The organism is Silanimonas sp. (assembly GCF_027531545.1).
GTDB lineage: Bacteria > Pseudomonadota > Gammaproteobacteria > Xanthomonadales > Xanthomonadaceae > Silanimonas.
The window spans coordinates 79,754-98,592 of the sequence record NZ_JAPZSC010000004.1; the positions used below are offsets into that span (position 1 = coordinate 79,754).

Genomic DNA, 18,839 nt, shown 5'->3' on the forward strand with positions numbered 1-18,839 from the left:
CTTGTGCGCGATCGGTGTCGAGGCGAGTCGACGAGCCGGATCAGCGTCGCGCGAGGAAGGCCTGCACCGCCGCCACCGTGCGCGCCGGGTCTTCTTCCTGCGGCACGTGGCCGAGGTCGTCGAACACCAAGATTTCGCTGCCCGGGATGGCGGCGTGGAAGCGCTCGCCCGCCGCGAGCGGGATGAGGCGGTCGCGCGCGCCCCAGAGGATCAGCGTGGGCTGCGTGATCGCCGACACCGGCTTGGTACTGGCCGGTTCGCGACGACCACCGAAGCGCGACATCAGGGCCGCGCGATTGCCTTCGCGCGTGGCGAGGTCGAAGTAGCGGTCGACAAGCTCGGGCGTCACCTTCAACGGATCGCCGTAGACGTTGCGGAGGCTGGATTCGATCACCGACCGCGGCAGCACGCGTTCCAGCACCGGGGCCGCCCAGGACATCCTCGCCAGGCGGAAGCCGATCGGCACCGAGCGTGGCGCGGTGGCGGCCGAGGCCGCCGTGTCGGGGGCCGGCGGGCCCGAGGCATCCACCAGCACGAGGCCGACGACGCGCTCCGGGTGCGCCAGCGCGGCCTTCCAGGCGATGCCGCCGCCGTAGGAGTTGCCGCCCACGACGGCGCGCTCGACACCGAGGCGATCCAGCACGGCCATCAGCAGCTCGACCTGCCGCTTCATCGAGTAATCGTGGTCCGGGTCCGGGCCCGTCAAGCCGAAGCCGGGCAAGTCGTAGCGGATCACGCGGCGCGTCGGTGCGAGCGCTTCGGTCCAGCCCTGCCAGGTGTGCAGCGAGTCCCCGGTGCCATGCAGCAGGACGATCGGCGTCGGATCGTCGCGCGGGCCCTCATCGCGCAGGTGCAGTGGCAGGCCGAGGATGGGCTCGATGCGCGAAGGCGGCGCGCCCCATCGCGCCATCAGCGCCTCGGCCGGCTGGTCCGGCGCCCAGGCCCAGGTCACGAGGCCACCCGCGGCGACCAGCACCACGAGCGCGAGCACGGCGAATCCCTTCAACAAGCGGCGCAGCCATCGACGCAGCATCGTGAACCTCGGCAAGGGGGCGACCCCCGCACTCTAGCGAGGACCTCCCTCAGCCGCGTGGCCAAGGCGCGAAGTTGCGCGGTGCTTCGGCGGGCGCATCGATGCCGTGCACATGGCCATGGTCGAGGCCCGCGCGCGTTTCCGCCACGGCGAGGCCGGCCATCGCGCCCAGGCCCAAGGCCACCGGCAACGCGCGCAGGCGCCACCAGCGCGCCCCTCGGGCGGGATGGCGGCGCAGCCCCGGCAACAGGGCGAACAGTGCGAGGTAGAGGAAGCCACCGGCCGCGACGGGCGACAGCCACTGCAACGCGGGCTCAGCCGCCGGTCCGGCCACGAGGCCGGCCAAGGCACCAACGAACACGCTGGCCGCGCTGCCGAGGTTCGCCTGCGCGGCCTCGCGCGGGCTGTAGCCGGCATCGACGAGGATCGCGTAGTCGCCGAGTTCCTGCGGCAGTTCGTGAGCGAGGATGGCGACGACGGTCGCGATACCGAGTACCGGCGAAGTCGCGAACGCCAGCGCGATCAGCGCGCCGTCGCCGAGGTTGTGCAGGGCGTCGCCACCGAGCGAGAGCGCCGCCGTGTTGCCGCGACGATGCCCGGGCGGAAGCAGCCGACGCAGGGTGGCGAACAGCCCGAAACCCGAACCGGCGAGGACGAGGGTTTGCGCGAGGCCCAGGGCATCGACGGCATGCGGGATCAGGTGCAGCAGGGCGTCCCCCGCCAGCACGCCGATCGCCAGCGCGAGCAGTGGCGGGATCCAACGCTGCCGTTGGCCCGGGTTGCGCAGCACCAAGGGCCCAACCAGCGCCATCGAAGCCACGAGGGCACAGCCGACAAGCGTCGCCCCCCACCATCCCCACCCGTCGAGGCCGACGCTCATCCGTCGATCGCCACCAGAAGGCGCGGGCCTTCCGGGTCGCGCGGCGGCGAGCGATGGAACTGCGCGGGGCCGCTGCCGAGCGTTCCCCGCATCAGCAACACCCAGCCGTTCGCGCAGCGCCATACCGCCTCCGGGTCGAGCACGTGGTCATTGCTGCCGTCCGCCGTGCGATGCGGGTCGATCGCCGACCCGGGCAGGCACTCCGTTCCCGCGCCGGCGTAGGTGCAAATCAAGCGCGATGCGACATGGTCGGCATGGAATCGCCGGCAGCCGTCGTCGACGAGACGCTCGATGCGAAGGCGGCGGCCCACGCCGGGGCGCAGCAGCGCATGCAAGGCCAGCAGTTGCCGGAGATCGCGCGCCAGCGCCTGCGGGAACGGATGCGCCCAACCGTCGAGGGCGGCCAGAACGGCCACGTCGGTGCGAAGCTCGTCCACCGGCACCACCACGCGGACGGCAGGGCCCGGGCGGAGCGTTTGCACCTCGGCGTCCACATCCGGCGCGAGAGAGCGACGCCAGACCGCCGAGGCGATCGGCTCGGACGCAAAGCGGCGCAGCACCGCGGCGCTATCGCCGAACGCCACGTCCGCAGTCCGCCCGCCGTCAGCGGGCATCGCGTTCGGCCCGCTCGAACCACTCCAGAACCCGAACATGGTGCTCGCCACCGTAGTGGCGGACGAACTGCTCGGTGTGGTGCGACGCCGGATCGCGCAAGTCGGCGAGCCGCGCCGCGATGAAGTCGCGCGTCAACGGAAGGCCGCAATCGTGCTCGATGCAGCGGCGCCAGTCGGCATAGGTGCTGGGGATCATTGGGGCTCTGGGTCGAATGGGCATCGGGGCACGGCCCCGAAGGCATGGTAGGATGTTACTTTATAACATCGCATCCACGCCCATGGATCCCCGCCTCCCCGTCACCGTCCTCTCCGGCTTCCTCGGCGCCGGCAAGACCACCCTGCTCAACCACGTGCTCCGCAACCGCGAGGGCAAGCGCGTCGCCGTGATCGTCAACGACATGAGCGAGGTGAACATCGACGCCCAGCTGGTCCGCGACGGCGGCGCCGAGCTCTCGCGCACCGAGGAGAAGCTGGTCGAGTTCAGCAACGGCTGCATCTGCTGCACGCTGCGCGACGACCTGCGCGACGAAGTGAAGCGCCTCGCCGCCGAGAACCGCTTCGACTACCTGCTGATCGAATCCACCGGCATCGGCGAACCGATGCCGGTCGCGGCCACCTTCGCGGTGCGCGGCGAAGACGGCTTCGCGCTCTCGGACGTGGCGCGCCTCGACACCATGGTGACCGTGGTCGACGCTGAGACCTTCACCCGCGATTTCTGCTCGCCGGACCGCCTCGCCGACCGCGGCATGGTGGCCGGCCCCGACGACCAGCGCGGGCTCGTGAACCTGTTGGCCGAACAGGTCGAGTTCGCCGACGTCATCCTCGTCAACAAGACCGACCGCGCCGGCGCCGAGACGACGCAGCAGGTGAAGCAGGTGATCCGCGCCCTGAACCGCGACGCCGAGATCGTCGAGACCACGCACTCGGCCGTGGCCCTCGACCGCGTGCTCGGCACCGGCCGCTTCGACTTCGTGAAGGCCCAGCTGGCCCCCGGCTGGATGAAGGAGCTGCGCGGCGAACACACGCCGGAGACCGAAGAATACGGCATCACCAGCTTCGTCTACCGCGCGCGCCGGCCCTTCCACCCGCAGCGCTTCTTCCGCCTGATCAACGAAGGCCTCGGCGGCGTGATCCGCAGCAAGGGCTTCTTCTGGCTGGCCACGCGGATGGACTGGGTGGGCGAACTCTCCACCGTCGGCGGCGCCACCCAGCACGAAGCCGCGGGCTTCTGGTTCGCCGCGCGCGACCGCGTCGACCAGCGCCGCGTCGGCGAGCGCCTTCGCACCGGCGAGCGCGTCACCGCGCCGCTGCCGGAGGCACACCTCGTCCACGACGAAAACGAATACGCCGCGATGAAGCGGCTCTGGGACCCGGCCTGGGGCGACCGCCGCCAGGAACTCGCCGTGATCGGCGTGGGCCTCGACGAACAGCGTGTTCGCGAAGAACTCGACGGCTGCCTGCTTAACCCCCGCGAGATGCGCCTTGGACCCGCCGGCTGGCAAGGCCTGCCCGACCCCTTCCCGCGCTGGCGGATGGGCGGCGCGGAGGACTGAGCGCGTCGCGCGTCGTCCGCTCCTCGCTCATCTGCTCTTCCTCCGCCTTCCTCTGCTTCTCAGCGCTCTACCTCCCCATGCCGAACATGCCCACGCCCCGCCCCACCCTGCTCGCCGCCGCCCTCGCCTTTGCCCTGTCGTCGGCGGCCTTCGCCAATCCCGCCGACGAAGCCCGTCGCCTCGACACCGTCGTCGTGATCGGTGAAACCACGGCGACGCCCGAGCTCGACCTGCAGGGCTCGCTCGACGTCATCGGGCGCAGCGAAATCGGCTACGAGAACGTCAACGACACCAGCGCGCTGTTCAACAAGATTCCGGGCCTGTACATCGCCCGCTACAACCAGGGCTTGGTGAACTCGGACATCGCCATCCGCGGCTTCTCCGGTGACGGCGAGACGCCGCACGTGAAGCTGCTGGTCGATGGCGTACCGATGAACCTGCACAACGGCTTCGGCGAGATGGACCAGCTGTTCCCGACGGGCATCGAGTCGATCACCGTGTTCAAGGGCACCAGTGATCCCACGGTGGGCCTGCTGGCCATCGCCGGCAACGTGCGCATCCAGACCCGCGAGGACGTGGCGCGCGAACTACGCCTGTCGTACGGCAGCTACGACGCCCGCGAGCTTCAGGGCTACGCCGGCTTCGAAGACGGCCCGCTGACGCACAGCTACACCGTCGGCTGGCGGCAGACGGAGGGCTACCGCGAGCGCATGGACCTCGACAAGCGCGCCTTCGGCGGCCGTTGGTCGCTGGCCATCAACGACGACACCACGCTGCGCGCCATCGTCCGCACGGCGAGCTACGACGGCGACTCGCCAGGCTACCTCACGCGAGCCGAATCGCGGGCGAATCCGCGCCAATCGGCCAGCTACGCCGACCAGGACGGCGGCGACAAGAACGTGCGGCACGGCAGCCTGCATTTCGACCAGCGCATCAACGACGCGCTGAGCTGGTCGGCAAAGGCCTACGTCAACCAATTCGAGCGCGAACGCTGGGTGCGCTTCTCCGCCGCGCAGGCGCTGCAGAACCGCTTCGATGACCAAGACCAGCGGGGCCTGCTCGTGTCGGCGCGCTGGGCCATCGACCCGAACTGGGCACTGGACGGCGGCGTGGACGCCGAAACGCAGGACGTGATCGAGCAGCGCTTCGGTACCGTCGGCCAGCGCCGCGTCCGTGACAACGCGGCTGTGCTCCGCAATCGCGACTTCACCTTCAGCCACTGGGGCGCGTGGACGCGGCTCGGCTTCCGCGACGAGGACCGCTGGGGCGCGAACCTCGCGCTGCGCGCCGACCGCATCGGCGGCGATTACCTGCAGTTCAACGCGGCGGGCGTGCCCTCGGCGCGCGACATCCTCGACTTCGGCACGATCGTGCAGCCGAAGCTCAACGCCTTCGTGGCACTGGGCGAGGACGCCCAGCTGTTCGCCAACGCGGGGCGCAGCTTCCAGCACCCGCTGTTCGCCGACGCCTTCACCGCCGGCAACCGCCGGGCGCGCGATGTGTCGATCAACGACGGCTGGGAAATCGGCGGCACCTGGCAGCCGGCCACGGGCGCGCAGCTTCGCCTGTCGTACTGGGAGCAGACCGCGAAGGACGAATTCGTGGTCGTGGACGGCACGGCGCAGAACGTCGGCGAAACGTCGCGCAAGGGCTGGGACCTCGCCGCCGACTGGCGCATCGACGAGCGCTGGACGCTGTGGGGGAACCTCACGACCGTCGACAGCGCCATCGTGCGTCCGGCCTCGAACCGCCGCGCCTTCATCGGCAACGCGCTGCGCGGCATCCCGGATCGCACCGCCTCGCTGGGCCTGAGCCTGCGTGCCACCGACACGCTGACGGCGCGCGTGCATCTCGACCACCAGGGCGACTATTTCGTCAACGAAGCCAACCTTGGCGGGCAGTTCGGCGGCTTCACCCTGCTGCACGCAAGCGTCGAGCAGCGCTTCGGTTGGGGCGTGCTCGCCTTGCAGGTGAACAACCTGACCGACCGCTTCCACGAGTACGTCTTCGACTTCAGCGAAGACGGCAGCAACACCATCCACTCCCCGGGCGACGGCCGCAACGCGACGCTCTCGGCCACCATCGAGTTCTGAGCATGGCCGTGATCGACCTGATGCCCCGCCCGCCGGCCCTCAAGGTGCGCGGCCTCGTCGCCGGCTACGGCGGCGAGCCCGTCCTGCAGGGCGTGTCCCTGCGCCTGCAGGCGGGTGAACTGCTGGCCGTGCTGGGCGGCAATGGCGCGGGCAAGTCGACCCTGCTGAAGGTGCTGCTGGGCCTGCTGCCACCGCAGTCGGGCCAGGTCAGCGTGTTCGGCCTCGCCCCGTCGGTCGATCCGGTGGCCGCCCGCGCCATGCTCGCCTACGTGCCGGAGAACGTCGCGGTCTACCCGCACCTCGATGGGTTGGAGAACCTCCACTACCTGCTTGGGCTCGCGGGCCGGCGTCCCGACGAGGCCGCGATCGCCCTCGCCTTGCGCGAGGTCGACTTGCCGGAAGCCGCGTGGCGCCAGCGCGCGGCGCGCTACTCGAAAGGCATGCGGCAGAAGCTGCTGATCGCGCTGGCCCTGCTGCGCGAAGCGCCGCTGCTGCTGCTCGACGAACCGGCCTCGGGCCTCGACCCGGAAGCGACCGACCAGCTCGCCGCCCTGCTCTCGCGGCTGCGCGATGCCGGGCGGGCAATCCTGATGGTCAGCCATGACCTCGAGGCCACGAGCGCCATCGCCGATCGCTACGTCTTCCTCGCGAAGGGGCGGGTGCTGCGCGAGGGCTCGGACCTTGCCGCGCTCGGCGCCGACGCGGCGGCCCTGCGCACGCTGTACGCGCGCCGGGCGGACCTCGCCCCATGAGCGCGCTGCACCGCACCGCATCGATCGCCGGCAACGAGCTGCGCCGGCTGCTGCGCGAACGGCTGGCGCGCACGCTGGGCCTGCTCGGCGCGAGCCTGATGCTGCTGGCCCTGGGGCTCGGTCTGGTGCGCGAAGGGCAGACCGCGGATCGGCAGTCCGACTACGCCGCCCGCGCTGATCGCGACTGGAACACGCAGCCCGACCGCCACCCCCACCGCGTCGTGCACGCCGGCGATTTCGTGTTCAAGACGCCGGGACCGCTGGCGCGCCTCGACTGGGGCATCGAATCGCAGGTCGGGCGCAGCGTGTTCCTCGAAGGGCACCGCCAGAACACCGCGAACTTCAGCGATGCGGCGCTCTCCGGCGGACTGCTGCGTCTGGGCGACCTCTCGCCCTCGCTGGTGGTGCAGCAGTGGCTGCCCTTGCTCGTGCTGCTGGCGGGTGCGGCCTCGCTGGCCGGCGAACGGCAGAGCGGCGTGCTCGCCACCAGCCTGATCGGCGGCGCGCGCGGCGCCGAGCTGCTGTTCGGCAAGGCCGCAGCGCTATGGGCCTTCGGCCTGCTGATGGCGGTACCTGCGTTCCTTGCGCTGCTGTGGACGGCTGCGACGCAGCCGGCACTGGCCGCACGCGCGGCCGGCCTCGGTGCCAGCTTCGCCGCCGTGCTGGGGCTGGCTGCCATCGGCACCGTGTTCGTTTCGAGCCTGGCGCGCAGCGTGCTCGGCGCCCTGCTGGCCGGCGTCGTCGCCTGGTTCGCGCTGGTGGCCGTCGCGCCGCGCGCGGTCGCCAGCTGGGCCGAGCTCAGCGTGCCCGCACCGACGCAGGCCGAGGTCGAGCAGCGCATCGCCATGGCCCTCGCCAAGATCGGCGACGCGCACGATCCCAACAGCGCGCACTTCGCCGCGTTCCGCCAGCGCGTGCTCGACGAGTACGGCGTCTCCCGCGTGGAGGACTTGCCGGTGAACTTCGGCGGCCTGGTGATGCTCGAAGGCGAACGCCTGACGACGGCGGCCATCGCCGCGGAGGTCGATCGCCAGCGCGACGCGTGGCAGGCCCAGGTCGACCGCGCGTCCGCGTTCGGCTGGATCGTCCCGACGCTGGCGATCCGCTCGCTGTCACAGGCTTTCGCCGGCACCGACCTCGCGCATCACCGCGATTTCCTCGACCAGGCCGAGCGCCGCCGCTTCGCCACGGTGCAGGCCCTGAACCAGCTGCATGCCACCCGCATCGCCGCATTGAACGATCGCGACCAGAAGCTCGACGCCTCGCAATGGGACGACATCCCCCGCGCCGACATCGCGCTGCCCTCGCTCCGCTCGACGGCGCCCTCGCTGGCCGCGACCGTGGTGCCGGTCGGCGCTTGGCTGCTGCTCGGCCTCGTCGCCCTGGGGTGGCTCGGGCGTGGACTGGAGCGTCGCGCATGAACCTGGAATTGCGACTGCTGCTGCGTTCGCCCCTGCTCATCGCCGCGGCCCTCGCCGCGGCCCTGGTCACCACGCTGGCGCTGCTGGCGGGCGTCGCGCAGGTCCGCCACGTCGACGCGGCGATGCACGAGGCCGTGGCCTTCGATGCCCGGGCGCTGGACGATGCCCGCGCAAAGGCGAGCGACGCACCGCTTGATGCAGGCCTGTTCGGCTACGGCACCCTGTTCGCCGTGCCGCACCCGGTCGCGCCCGGCGCCTGGTTCAACCTCGGCGACACCCTCGCCCAACCTGCCGTGCAGCGCCTCCGCCTGCTGGGCCTGCAGGGCCAAGTGCACGATGGCACCGGCGGCAATCCTGCCGCGCGAGCCGCTGGCACCTTCGACGCCGCCTTCGTCGTGGCCGTGCTGTTGCCCTTGCTCGCGGTGGCGGTGTTCGCGCCCTTGGCCGCGGAAGAACGCGAAGCGCGGCGCGATGGCCTGCTTGCAGCGCTCGTTGCGTCACCCCGCTCCTTCTGGCTGAAGCGCGTGGTGGTGCGCAGCCTGGTCGTGCTGGTGCCGGTGCTGGGGCCGATCCTCGTCGCGCTGCTGGCGATGGATGCCTCCCTGGCCTTCAGCCTCGGCGTGATGGGCGGTGCCACGCTCTACGCGCTCGGCTGGATCGGCCTCTGCGCCACGCTCGCGCTGCGGCTGCGCGGTGGCAGCGACGCCGTGGCGGCGCGCCTCGTCGCGCTGTGGGCACTCGCGGCCCTCGTGCTGCCCGCGCTCGGCGGCCTCGCGCTCGATCGACTGGCACCGGCAGTGCCCGGCAGCGCCATCGCCCTCGCCCACCGCGACGCGGTCAACGGCGCCTGGGACCGGCCGAAGGACGAGACCTTCGAGGCCTTCTTCGCCCATCACCCCGAGTGGCGCGGCACGCCGCCGGTGACCGGACGTTTCCATTGGAAGTGGTACTTCGCCTTCCATTCGGTGGCCGATTGGCGCGTCGAGCCCTTGCTCATCGACGCAAGGGCCGCGAAGCGCGATCGCCAGCGCGCGCGCGATGCGCTCGGATGGCTGCTGCCGACGGTTGCGCTGCAGAACCTGTTCGACGGCCTCAGCGACCAGGGCATCGAGGGCGACGCGGCGCGACAACGGGCGGCACGCCGGTTCCACGACGAACTGCGCGTCGCGTTCTATCCGTTCGTGTTCGAGGAGCGGCTGATCGGCGCGGCGGACATCGCGGCCCTGCCGACGCCCGCACCCAGCGTGCGCGAACTACGGCACCGGCCCGCCGCCTGGGCGGCGCTGCTCCTGTTCGCCGCGCTCGGGCTCGGCGCCCTCTGGCGCAGCGCTCGACGGATCGGCTGAAGGCGATGCCCCCCGCGGCACCCACGCGGCCGGCGCCTCGGCCGCGCCCGGGGCCTTGGGCTTCGCCCTTGCCCACGCCACGAAACTGCGCCGCGATGTGGGGGCAGGAGACGACGCATCGGCGCTGGCCGTTGCCTCGTCCGCGGGCTCCGGCGGCGGCTCGGGTGGCGATTCCTCGTCCTCGAGGCCGTTGAGGCTCTGGTAGCGGTGTGCGCCGGCGAACAACGCCGACATGGGTCCATAGCCGTGCGACAGGCCATCGAGATCGCAGGCCGCAACAGGAAGGCCCACCCCCATCAGTGCGGCCAAGACAAATGGCCGCGCCCATCGCGGCACGGCACGCAGCGGATGCGTCATGGCCATGGCGGCCTGTCCTCGCTGGCCCTGCTCTGATGCAGGAGGTCTCTCGGCGGATGTATGGCGCACTGCGCCGGCCGCGAGGGCGGGCGCGGAGGCGAGCACCGCGACGATGCGGCGGGCCGCCATCACGCCATCACTCCTCGATCAGCTCGAGGCGGTCGAGCTCCAGCGCATACGCCGACGTCGCCATCGCGTTCTCGACCAGCGAGGCGCGCACGGTGCCGTGCACCCAGTAGGCGTCCCACAGGTTGCCGAGCTCGACGGGATTCTTCGGCTTGATGTAGATGAGCTGGTTCGGCGGCGGCGGCGGCACGTGCACGCAGGCACCGAAGTACGGCACGAGGAACATCTCGGTGACGCGCTGCTGGTCGTCGAAGGCGATCGGCACGAGGTAGCCCGGCACCTTGCCCTTGACGCCATCCATCGCCGCGACCGTCTTCGTGCTGCTCATCGCCTGCGGCATCTGCATCTGGCCCTCGTGGTCGACCTCGGGCATCTCCTCGAGGGCCTTCAGGTCTTCGGGCGGCAGCAGCTCCAGCCAGTCGATCTCGCGGGCGTCGCTCTTCGGCAGGCCGTCGGTAGCCGGGCGCGCCCCGATCTCGGGCTCCTGCGCGGCGACGTAGGCGGGCGCGACCAGTGCGGCGCACAGGGCGGCAGCGGCGAAAAGGCGGGAGAAACGCATCGACATCGGCAACACCTCGGAAGTCATCGGTCGACGGCCACGCCGTCCTGCAGGGAGCGCAGGTAGGCCACGGCCGCCGGGAACAGGCCCAGAAGGATACCGCCCGCCCAGATGCCGCCAAGCACGACGGCTTCACGGATCGACGGCAGCCCGGGGGAAAGGAACACGCCGAATCGCGCCTCCAGCCACGGACCCAGCAGCCACAGTGCCCCTTCCAGCAGGATCACGCCCAAGGCCAGCCCAGCCCCCGTCAGCAGGGCGGCCTCGGCCAGCAGCAGGCCGAACACGTGCCGCGGCCCGGCGCCGACGGCGCGCAGCAAGGCCATCTCCCGACGCCGTTCATTGAGCGTGGCGAGGATCGTGGTGAGCAGCACCATCAGGGCGGCCAGCACGGCGGCACCGGCGGCCACCAGCAAGGCACGCTCCACGCCCCCCATCAGCGCCCACAGCTGCGTCAGGGCCACGCCCGGCAGGATCGCCGTCAGCGGCTCGGCACGGTACTCGTTGACCACGCGCTGCACCTGGAAGGTGGCGGTGCGCGACTCCAGCCCGACGAACGCGGCGGTGATGCTCTTCGGCTGCAGGCGCTCCATCGGGATGGCCGCGGCATCGACGCGCGCGCGGCCGATCGGCATGCCGCCGCGCCAGTTGAGGTGGATGGCCTCGATCGCCTCCAGCGAGACGAAGACGCCCTGGTCGATGGCGGTACCGGTGCGCGCCAGCACGCCGACGACGGTGAAGGGCTGGTCGTCATGGGCCTGCGTGGCCACCCGCGCCGTGCCATGCGCCAGCACGATGGACGTGCCCGAGGCGTAGCCCAGCGTGTCGGCCACGTCCGCACCGATCACCGCATCGTGCAGGGCCTCGAAGGGGCGGCCTTCGCGGAATTCGAGGCCGCGCCGCTCGCCGAAGCCCATCCGCGCGAAGTACTCGCCCGTCGTGCCGACCACGCGGTAGCCGCGATGCGAATCGCCGAGGCTGATCGGCACCGTCCAGGCCACCGGCGGCAGGGCCTTGAGCTTCTCGTAGGTGTCCCACTGCAGGTTGGCCGTGGGCTCGCCGAGGCGGAACACCGAATACAGCAGCAGCTGCACCGGATGCGCGCGGGCGCCGACGATCAGGTCGGTCCCGGCGACGGAACGCAGGAAGGCGTCGCGGGCCTCGTGGCGGATGCGCTCGATGCCCAGGAGCAGCAGCACGGAGAGGCCGAGCGTCAGCACGGTCAGCAGCACCGTGGCGCGCCGGTTCTTCAGGCTGGCCCAGGCCAAGCCGATCAGGCCGCTCATGCCAGGGCCTCCGGGGATTCGACGCCGGATGCCGTGAGTTCGCCCAAGGCCTGCTGGCGCGGGAAGCGCGCGGCCAGCGAGAGGTCATGGCTCACGAACAGCAGGGCGGTGCCAGCGGCCGCACATTCGGCGAACAGCAGGTCGATGAACTGGTCGCGGTTGCGGGTGTCGAGCGCCGAGGTGGGTTCGTCGCAGAGCACGAGGCTGGGGCCGCCGATCAGCGCGCGCGCCGCGGCGACGCGCTGCTGCTGGCCCACCGAGAGCTCGATGACGCGACGCGAGGCCTGCGCCGCCTCACCAAGCCCGAGGGCACCAAGGTAGTGGCGCGCCGCGGCGTCGAGGCTGCCGAAGCGCTGCAACGCGCGCTCGCGGCGACGCTTCGAGAAGCGGCACGGGAGCGTCACGTTGTCGACCATGGACAGGAAGGGCAGCAGGTTGAACTGCTGGAACACGATGCCGAGGTGGTCGGCGCGCAGCCGGTCGCGTGCGGGACCGGAGCGCTTCGCCACGTCCTCGCCGGCCACGCGCACGACACCGGCCTGCGGCAGCAGCGTGCCGGCGATCAGGTTCAGCAGCGTGCTCTTGCCGGTGCCGCTCGGGCCGTGCAGGAACACGCGCTCGCCGCCATCAAGCACGAGCGAGGGGACGGAGAGCGTCCAAGGACTGCGGGGCCACGCGAAGCGCAGCCCCTCGATGCGGAGGACCTCGCTCATTGCGCCAGCGTGAGGCGATTCGCCGAGGCCGTCAGGGTCTCTTCGCGTGCACCGGTCGCGTCGAGCACCTGCACGGTCGCCGACTGCAGCGAGGGGAACACCGCGAACATCCCGCTGTCGATCGCACGCAGGGCCTCGGGCGCCGCGCAACGGAAGCGGTAGCGCACCGTCCAGTCCGAATGCGCGACGTGATCGTCGTGGCCTTCGTGATCGTGATCGTGGTCGTGCGCCTCGCCGGCCCCCGGCACCTCCAGCACCGGCCCTTCGGCCACGCAGCGGGCCGCCGCGTTGAACTGCCACAGACGCGCATGGTCGAGGACGGCCTTGCGCGCGGCGAGGACCTGGGCCTCCTCCTCGGGCGTTGCCGCGGCGCGCTCGAAGCCGACCAGGTCCTGCGCAGTCGCACGCAGGTTGATTTCGACAACGCCGGCGTCCACCGCCACATCGACGAAGGCCTGCCCGTGGACGTGGGCATGCTGGGCCTGCGCGGCCACGAACGACGGAACGGCAAGCGCGGCGAACAGCGCGATACAGAGCGGACGAATGGTCATGGCAGGCTCCGGAACAAGGGGGTTACACAATAACGTTCCCGCTTCAGCGCCGGATGAATCCGCCGTCGCTGCCATACTCCGCGGCCGCCCGAATCCAGCGAAGCCATGAGTCCCCGCGATCTCGCCCTGCTCGTCCTGCTGGCCGGCCTCTGGGGCAGCTCGTTCCTGTTCATGCGCATCGCCGGACCCGAACTCGGCGCCGCGCCGCTGGCGTGGATGCGCGTGACGGTGGCGGCCGTCTTCCTGGGCGCCCTGCTGGCCCTGCGCCGGGAGTCGCCGCCGCTGTCCGGTCGCTGGGGCGCGATGACGCTGATGGCCTTCACCAACACCGCGGCGCCCTTCCTGCTGCTCACCTGGGCGACGATCCACCTCAGCGCCGGCTACGGTGCGCTGTTGAACGCCACCACGCCGCTGTGGGGCGCCGTGATCGGCACGCTGTTCTTCGGGCTCGCCGCCGGCCGCCAGCTGTGGGCGGGTCTCGCGCTCGGCTTCGTCGGTGTAGGCGTGCTCGTCGCCGGGAAGTTGAACGACATCGGCAGCGCGGCCCTGCTGCCGATCCTCGCCGGGCTCGCCGCGACCGCCTGCTACGGCCACGCCGCGCATTACGCGCGCACCGGCTTCGCCGGCGTCACGCCGCTGGGCCTCGCCTTCGGCAGCCAGCTGCTGGCCAGCCTGTGGCTGCTCGGCCCCGCCCTCGCCGCGTGGCCCATGGTGGCGCCCTCGTGGACGGCACTGGCCTGCGTGGTGTTCCTCGGCGTGGCCTGCACCGGCATCGCCTACCTGATCTATTTCGGCCTGATCGCCCGCATCGGCTCGACCAAGGCAACGATGGTCACCTACATCGCGCCGGTCTTCGGCGTGGCCTGGGGCGCACTGTTGCTGAAGGAAGCGATCACGCCGGCGATGCTCGCCGGCGGCGCGGTGATCCTCATTGGCGTGGCGGTGGCCGGACGCGCGCGGAAGTCCTGACGACCCGCTACGCCGGATCCGGGCCCGCCACCCGGTTGCGTCCCGCCTGCTTCGCCCGGTACATCGCGGCATCGGCCCGGGCCAGCAACGCCGCCGCACCGGCCGTGCCGCCCGGATCGTCCGGCTGCAGCACGCCAACGCCGAAACTGGCGGTCACCGCGAGCGGGCCGTGGCGGGTGTCGACGGGCGAATCGGCGATGGCGCGGCGCAAACGCTCGCCGAGCCCCATGGCCTTCACGGCCGACGCGCCGGCCAGCATCAGGACGAACTCCTCGCCGCCGTGCCTCGAGGCCAGATCACCGCCGCGAAGCATCGAGGAGAGCCTGCGTGCCACCTCGGTAAGGACCTCGTCGCCCACGGCGTGGCCCAGCGAGTCGTTGATGGACTTGAAGCGATCGATATCGACGAAAACCACGGCGATGGAGCGTCCCTGGGCCTTCGCCTCGTCGATGCGTCGCGGCAGCGTCGCCGCCATCGCGCGGCGGTTGGGGAGGTTCGTCAGCGGGTCCCGCTCGGCCAGCACCTGGAGCCGGTCGCGCTGGCGTCGCAGGGCCCCCATGCGCAGCGACATCGCGATCGTCATGGCCACCGTGTACCAGGCCTGGCTCAGCAGCAGGCTCTCGGGGATCCAAGCCGCCAGCATCTGAACCATCAGCATGGCGTGGACCACCAGGACAGGCGTCACCGCGACGAGCAGCGCCTTGCCCCCGGCCTGGCCGCGGGCCCACGTCATCGCGCCGATGGCCCCAGCCGCGGCGAAGATCGCCAGGCTGGCAGGACGCCAGACATCGAACACCGTGGATCCCGGGAGCGGCAGCAGGATCCAGGCCGTCAGCAGGGCACCAAGGAGGAAACCCCAGTGCCGTGTACGGTGGATGGCGGGCAGGACGCGATCGCAGCGCGTGTAGGCCACCGCGACATACCACGTCCCACCCGCGACGACCGCAGGCAGCACTTCGATCGCCAACTGCGCCAGCTCCGGGCTCGGAAGCCAGGGCCGCGGCCAAGCCGCCAAGCCGCTTCGCAACGCCGCCCACAGGGAGAACGACGCCGTCGAGAGCGCGAAAAGCGCGGCGACGCGATCGCGGGCATTGGCGGCGATCAGCAGCGAGGACAACAGCATGGCGACGAGGATGGCGACACCGCCCACCCGAATGGCGAAGCGCAACGTGTCCTCGCGCTGCAGGGGCGCCGGATCGCCGTAGCGGACCGTCATCGGCCAACCGAAGCCGCCGGTGGACGGCGCGGTCACGATGATGGGTTCCCGCGAGCCGGGCGCGGGTGCCAGCGTGGTACCGACACCGGAACGGAACCGGGTATCGCTGCTGCGGGTGTCGAAGCTAAGTCCACAGCGCGCCTGGCGCCCGCGCTCGATCGTCACGAGTCCCGGCGGTGTTTCAAGCACGAGCACCGATTGCGACCACGCCGGCCAACCCTCGGCCGGGGGATCGATGCGGACGACCTGCGCATCCGGCGGCGGCGGGCGGCGGCAGTTGAGGTTGATGTAGAAGGGCTTGCCCTGCAGGCGCTCGACGCTCGGCCCGGGGGCCGCGGCCTGCGCCACGGCGCTGCCGGCCGCCAGGGCCCACGCCAGCACCAGCAGCATCGCGACCGCGATCGCCCTCCACCCTCGCATCATGCTGCGGCCCCCTCCCGACTAGCCCGTATTCTGCACCCCGGCGGCGATGCCGTTCACCGTGGCCGCCAGCGCGCGGAAGCGGGCGTCGTCGGGGCGCCCCGCGGCGCGCCAATCGCGCAGCAGTTCGACCTGCAGCAGGCTGATGGGGTCCACGTACGGATTGCGCAGCCGGATCGAGCGCGCCAGCCGGGCGTCACCGGCCAGCAGGGCCGCGCCACGCAGGGCTTCCACGCCCTGAACCGTGCGCTGGAACTCGGCGCCGATGTCGGCGAAGTAGCGCACGTGGCGTTCGCCGGCCAGCTGCGAGTAAGCCTCGAAGATGCCCAGCTCGGTCTTGGCGAGGATCATCTCGAGGTCGTCGAGCACGGTGTCGAAGAACGGCCAATCGCGGGCCATCTCGATGAGTGCGGCGTCACCGAAGCGTTCACGCGCCGAGGCCAGCGCGCTGCCAACGCCGTACCAAGCGGTAAGGTTGCTGCGGTTCTGGCTCCAGCCGAACACCCACGGGATGGCGCGCAGGCCGTCGAGGCCCGCACCGCGCTTGCTCGGGCGCGAGCCGATGTTGAGCCGCTCGATCACGTCGATGGGCGTGGCGTCGCGGAAGTAGTCGACGAAGTCGGGGCGTTCGTAGACCAGCTCACGGTAGGCGGCGCGCGAAACCTCGGACAGATGGTCGGCAATCTCGCGCCAGGCGGCTTCACGCGGCTCCGGCGCGCGCGGCGCCAGGGTGGCGCGGAGCACGGCGGCGGTGGCCTGCTCGAGGTTGCGCAGCGCGAGCGCGCGCAGCCCGTACTTGCGGTGGATCACCTCGCCCTGCTCGGTGAGGCGCAGCACGCCGCCCACCGAACCGCGCGGGCCGGCGATGACGGCACGTTCGGTGCGCGTGCCGCCGCGCGAGACGGAGCCGCCGCGGCCGTGGAAGAAGCGCAGCTTCACGCCGAACTCGGCCGCCACTTCGCCCAAGCGCACCTGCGCCCGCTGCAGCGCCCAGCGCGCGGCCATGAGGCCACCGTCCTTGGCGCTGTCGCTGTAACCCAGCATCACCCACTGCAGGTCGCCGCGCGCCTTGAGGTGGGCGCGCCAGCGCGGGTCGGCGAGCAGGTCGCGCAAGGTGTCCGGCGCGGCAGCGAGGTCGTCGACGGTTTCGAACAGCGGCGCCACGTCGAGCGGCACGCGGCCGCGCGTATCCACCAGCCCCGACCAGCGCGCCAGGGCCAGCACGGCCAGCGCGTCCTCGGCGCTGCGGCTCATGCTGACGATGTACAGGCCGAAGGCGCTCGCACCGTAGCGTGCGCGGCCTTCGATGACCGCTCGGAACACCTGGCGCATGCGCAGCGCGGCCGGCGCCTCTTTCGGCAGGGCACGGGCCGGCAGCGGCTGGCCGGGCTCGACCACCGGCAGGGCTTCGTCGAGCGCGGCATGCAGGCGCTCGACGCGGGCGGCGCGGTTGCGGTCGGCGAAGGACGGCTCGCCCAGCCACTCGGCGATGGCCTGCCGATGCACGTCGGCGTGCTGGCGAAGATCGAGCGCAGCCAGATGGAAACCGAAGGCCGCCACGCGACGACGCACGCGGCGCAGCGCGAACACGCCGGCGTGCTCGCCGCGGCTGCCGAGCAGGCTGTCCTCGACCAGCGCGAGGTCGGCATCGAGGGCGGCGGCGTCGGGATAGCCGGTGAGGCGGTCCTCGCGGGTCGCGGTCAGGCGCGCCTGCACGAGGCCGAGGAACGCGCGATACGGCGTGTCGTCGTACTGCAAGGCCTGCGGCCAGCGCGCCGCGTACTCCTCGAGCCGTGCTTCGAAGCCGGCGCTGAAGGCCACGCGCGTGCGTGACTGCGTCAGCATCGCCTTCAGGTGCTCGATGTCGCCGACGTAGGCCGACAGCACGCGCTGGCGCTGCTGGTGCTGGGTGGTGGCGATGGTCTCGGCGCCCACTGCCGGGTTGCCGTCCATGTCGCCGCCCACCCAGGTGGCGAAGCGCAGCAGGGCCGGCAGCTCCGGCACACGGCCATACACCGCTTCGAACGCCACTTCGAAGGCCTCGAAGAACACCGGCAGCACGCGGTAGAGCGGATCGCCGAGGTAATAGCCCACCTGGGCCGACTCGTCGGCCACCGTGGGCTTCTCGGGCGCCGCGCTTTCGGTCTGCCAGCCGGCGGTGAGCGCGGTGCGGATCACCTCGCGGTCGGCGCGGGCCTCGGCCGGCGTGCGCGTGCCGTCGATGTCGGCGATCAGCGCCTGCGCAATCACCGCCTCTTTATCGAGAAGCGCGCGGCGCACGGCTTCGGTCGGGTGCGCCGTGAGCACCGGCTCGATGCGCAGCGCCGGCAACAGGGCCAGCACCTCGTCCAGCCCGATGCCCTCGTCCTTCAGTCTCTGCAGGGCGTCCTGCAAGCCGCCCGGCTGGGCACCGCCCCCGTGCCGCTGGTAGTCGCGCCGACGGCGGATGCGATGCACGCGCTCGGCCAGGTTCACCGCCGAGAAGTACAGGGCGAAGGCGCGAACCAGGTCGGCGTGCTGCTCGGGCGGCAGGGCGCCCAGCTCGGCCTGCAGGTCGGCCAGCGGCGCGACGTCCTCGCGCCGGCGGATGGCTGCCCGGCGCACGCGCTCGACGCGCTCCAGGAAGCCTTCGCCGCCCTGTTCGGCGAGGATCTCGCCCACCAGGCTGCCCAGGCGGCCCACGTCCTCGCGCAACCGCGCGTCGGTGGGCGGGAAATCGATGTCTCGGAGTCGGGGGGCGGAAGCGCCGGCGGTGCGGGGATCAGGGCTGTTCATGCCCGGAATCTACCGCGTGAAGGCGTCATGTGCGCCCGTGAATACGTGTGCAGCGGGGGCCGTCTCATCGCCGGTCGGCATGACCACAGGCATGACCATCGGACTACGGCCTGTTAACGCCCCCCCGGTATCCTCGCCGCCCCTGCCCGTTCCTTCGAGCCCCACCCCGTGAAGA

At 71.6% G+C, this 18,839-nt stretch carries 17 protein-coding genes; 6 read left to right on the top strand and 11 right to left on the bottom strand.

All coding sequences use genetic code 11. From position 1 onward, the window contains the following. Positions 1-40: 40 nt before the first annotated feature. From O9280_RS04040 to O9280_RS04055, 4 genes are read right to left on the bottom strand one after another with little or no spacing between them, the layout of a single operon-like run. Positions 41-1,033, bottom strand: coding sequence for an alpha/beta hydrolase (locus O9280_RS04040; RefSeq protein ID WP_298339106.1), 993 nt, complete (start codon positions 1,031-1,033; stop codon positions 41-43). Between the two features lie 49 nt (positions 1,034-1,082). Continuing rightward, complete coding sequence (locus O9280_RS04045) at positions 1,083-1,913, bottom strand: ZIP family metal transporter (protein WP_298339109.1); 831 nt, start codon at positions 1,911-1,913, stop codon at positions 1,083-1,085. After that, a complete protein-coding gene (locus tag O9280_RS04050) occupies positions 1,910-2,497 on the bottom strand; it encodes a DUF1826 domain-containing protein (protein ID WP_298339111.1) in 588 nt (195 codons plus the stop codon). Before O9280_RS04050 ends, O9280_RS04045 begins: the two co-directional genes overlap by 4 nt. 19 nt (positions 2,498-2,516) lie before the next feature. Then, positions 2,517-2,723: a hypothetical protein gene (locus tag O9280_RS04055; RefSeq protein ID WP_298339114.1), complete on the bottom strand. Its 207-nt coding sequence runs from the start codon at positions 2,721-2,723 to the stop codon at positions 2,517-2,519. A gap of 67 nt (positions 2,724-2,790) precedes the next feature. Here O9280_RS04055 and O9280_RS04060 point away from each other — a divergent pair, with 67 nt between their 5' ends. From O9280_RS04060 to O9280_RS04080, 5 genes are all read left to right on the top strand, one after another. Beyond that, on the top strand, positions 2,791-4,080 hold the full coding sequence (locus tag O9280_RS04060; protein WP_298339213.1) for a GTP-binding protein: 1,290 nt from the start codon (positions 2,791-2,793) through the stop codon (positions 4,078-4,080). Between the two features lie 86 nt (positions 4,081-4,166). Beyond that, on the top strand, positions 4,167-6,173 hold the full coding sequence (locus O9280_RS04065) for a TonB-dependent receptor plug domain-containing protein (protein WP_298339116.1): 2,007 nt from the start codon (positions 4,167-4,169) through the stop codon (positions 6,171-6,173). Between the two features lie 2 nt (positions 6,174-6,175). Then, positions 6,176-6,925 (top strand): ABC transporter ATP-binding protein, encoded by a 750-nt coding sequence (locus O9280_RS04070; protein ID WP_298339120.1) that lies wholly within the window; start codon positions 6,176-6,178, stop codon positions 6,923-6,925. Continuing rightward, positions 6,922-8,346: a DUF3526 domain-containing protein gene (locus O9280_RS04075; protein ID WP_298339123.1), complete on the top strand. Its 1,425-nt coding sequence runs from the start codon at positions 6,922-6,924 to the stop codon at positions 8,344-8,346. The genes O9280_RS04070 and O9280_RS04075 overlap by 4 nt, the downstream gene beginning before the upstream one ends. Further along, positions 8,343-9,692: a DUF3526 domain-containing protein gene (locus O9280_RS04080; protein ID WP_298339126.1), complete on the top strand. Its 1,350-nt coding sequence runs from the start codon at positions 8,343-8,345 to the stop codon at positions 9,690-9,692. The genes O9280_RS04075 and O9280_RS04080 overlap by 4 nt, the downstream gene beginning before the upstream one ends. On the opposite strand, the gene O9280_RS04085 is transcribed toward O9280_RS04080, so the two are convergent. Genes O9280_RS04085 through O9280_RS04105 form a run of 5 tightly spaced genes read right to left on the bottom strand, consistent with a single transcriptional unit; the run spans position 9,600 to position 13,284 of the window. Beyond that, complete coding sequence (locus tag O9280_RS04085) at positions 9,600-10,178, bottom strand: hypothetical protein (protein ID WP_298339129.1); 579 nt, start codon at positions 10,176-10,178, stop codon at positions 9,600-9,602. The genes O9280_RS04080 and O9280_RS04085 overlap by 93 nt on opposite strands. Before the next feature lie 7 nt (positions 10,179-10,185). Beyond that, entirely contained in the window at positions 10,186-10,740 is a 555-nt protein-coding gene (locus tag O9280_RS04090) for a DUF3299 domain-containing protein (protein ID WP_298339132.1), read from the bottom strand. Between the two features lie 17 nt (positions 10,741-10,757). Then, complete coding sequence (locus tag O9280_RS04095; RefSeq protein ID WP_298339135.1) at positions 10,758-12,020, bottom strand: ABC transporter permease; 1,263 nt, start codon at positions 12,018-12,020, stop codon at positions 10,758-10,760. After that, a complete protein-coding gene (locus O9280_RS04100) occupies positions 12,017-12,733 on the bottom strand; it encodes an ABC transporter ATP-binding protein (RefSeq protein ID WP_298339138.1) in 717 nt (238 codons plus the stop codon). The genes O9280_RS04095 and O9280_RS04100 overlap by 4 nt, the downstream gene beginning before the upstream one ends. Continuing rightward, positions 12,730-13,284 (bottom strand): DUF2796 domain-containing protein, encoded by a 555-nt coding sequence (locus tag O9280_RS04105; protein WP_298339141.1) that lies wholly within the window; start codon positions 13,282-13,284, stop codon positions 12,730-12,732. The genes O9280_RS04100 and O9280_RS04105 overlap by 4 nt, the downstream gene beginning before the upstream one ends. Positions 13,285-13,389: 105 nt before the next feature. Between O9280_RS04105 and O9280_RS04110 the strand changes: the two genes are divergently transcribed. Continuing rightward, positions 13,390-14,253, top strand: a complete 864-nt coding sequence (locus O9280_RS04110) for a DMT family transporter (protein ID WP_298339143.1) — start codon at positions 13,390-13,392, stop codon at positions 14,251-14,253. A 7-nt stretch (positions 14,254-14,260) separates the two neighbouring features. Here O9280_RS04110 and O9280_RS04115 read toward each other — a convergent pair whose 3' ends face one another. Together O9280_RS04115 and ppc are read right to left on the bottom strand one after the other, a co-directional pair. Further along, positions 14,261-15,892, bottom strand: coding sequence for a GGDEF domain-containing protein (locus O9280_RS04115; protein ID WP_298339146.1), 1,632 nt, complete (start codon positions 15,890-15,892; stop codon positions 14,261-14,263). A gap of 18 nt (positions 15,893-15,910) precedes the next feature. Then, complete coding sequence (gene ppc, locus O9280_RS04120; RefSeq protein ID WP_298339149.1) at positions 15,911-18,664, bottom strand: phosphoenolpyruvate carboxylase; 2,754 nt, start codon at positions 18,662-18,664, stop codon at positions 15,911-15,913. Positions 18,665-18,839: the final 175 nt, after the last annotated feature.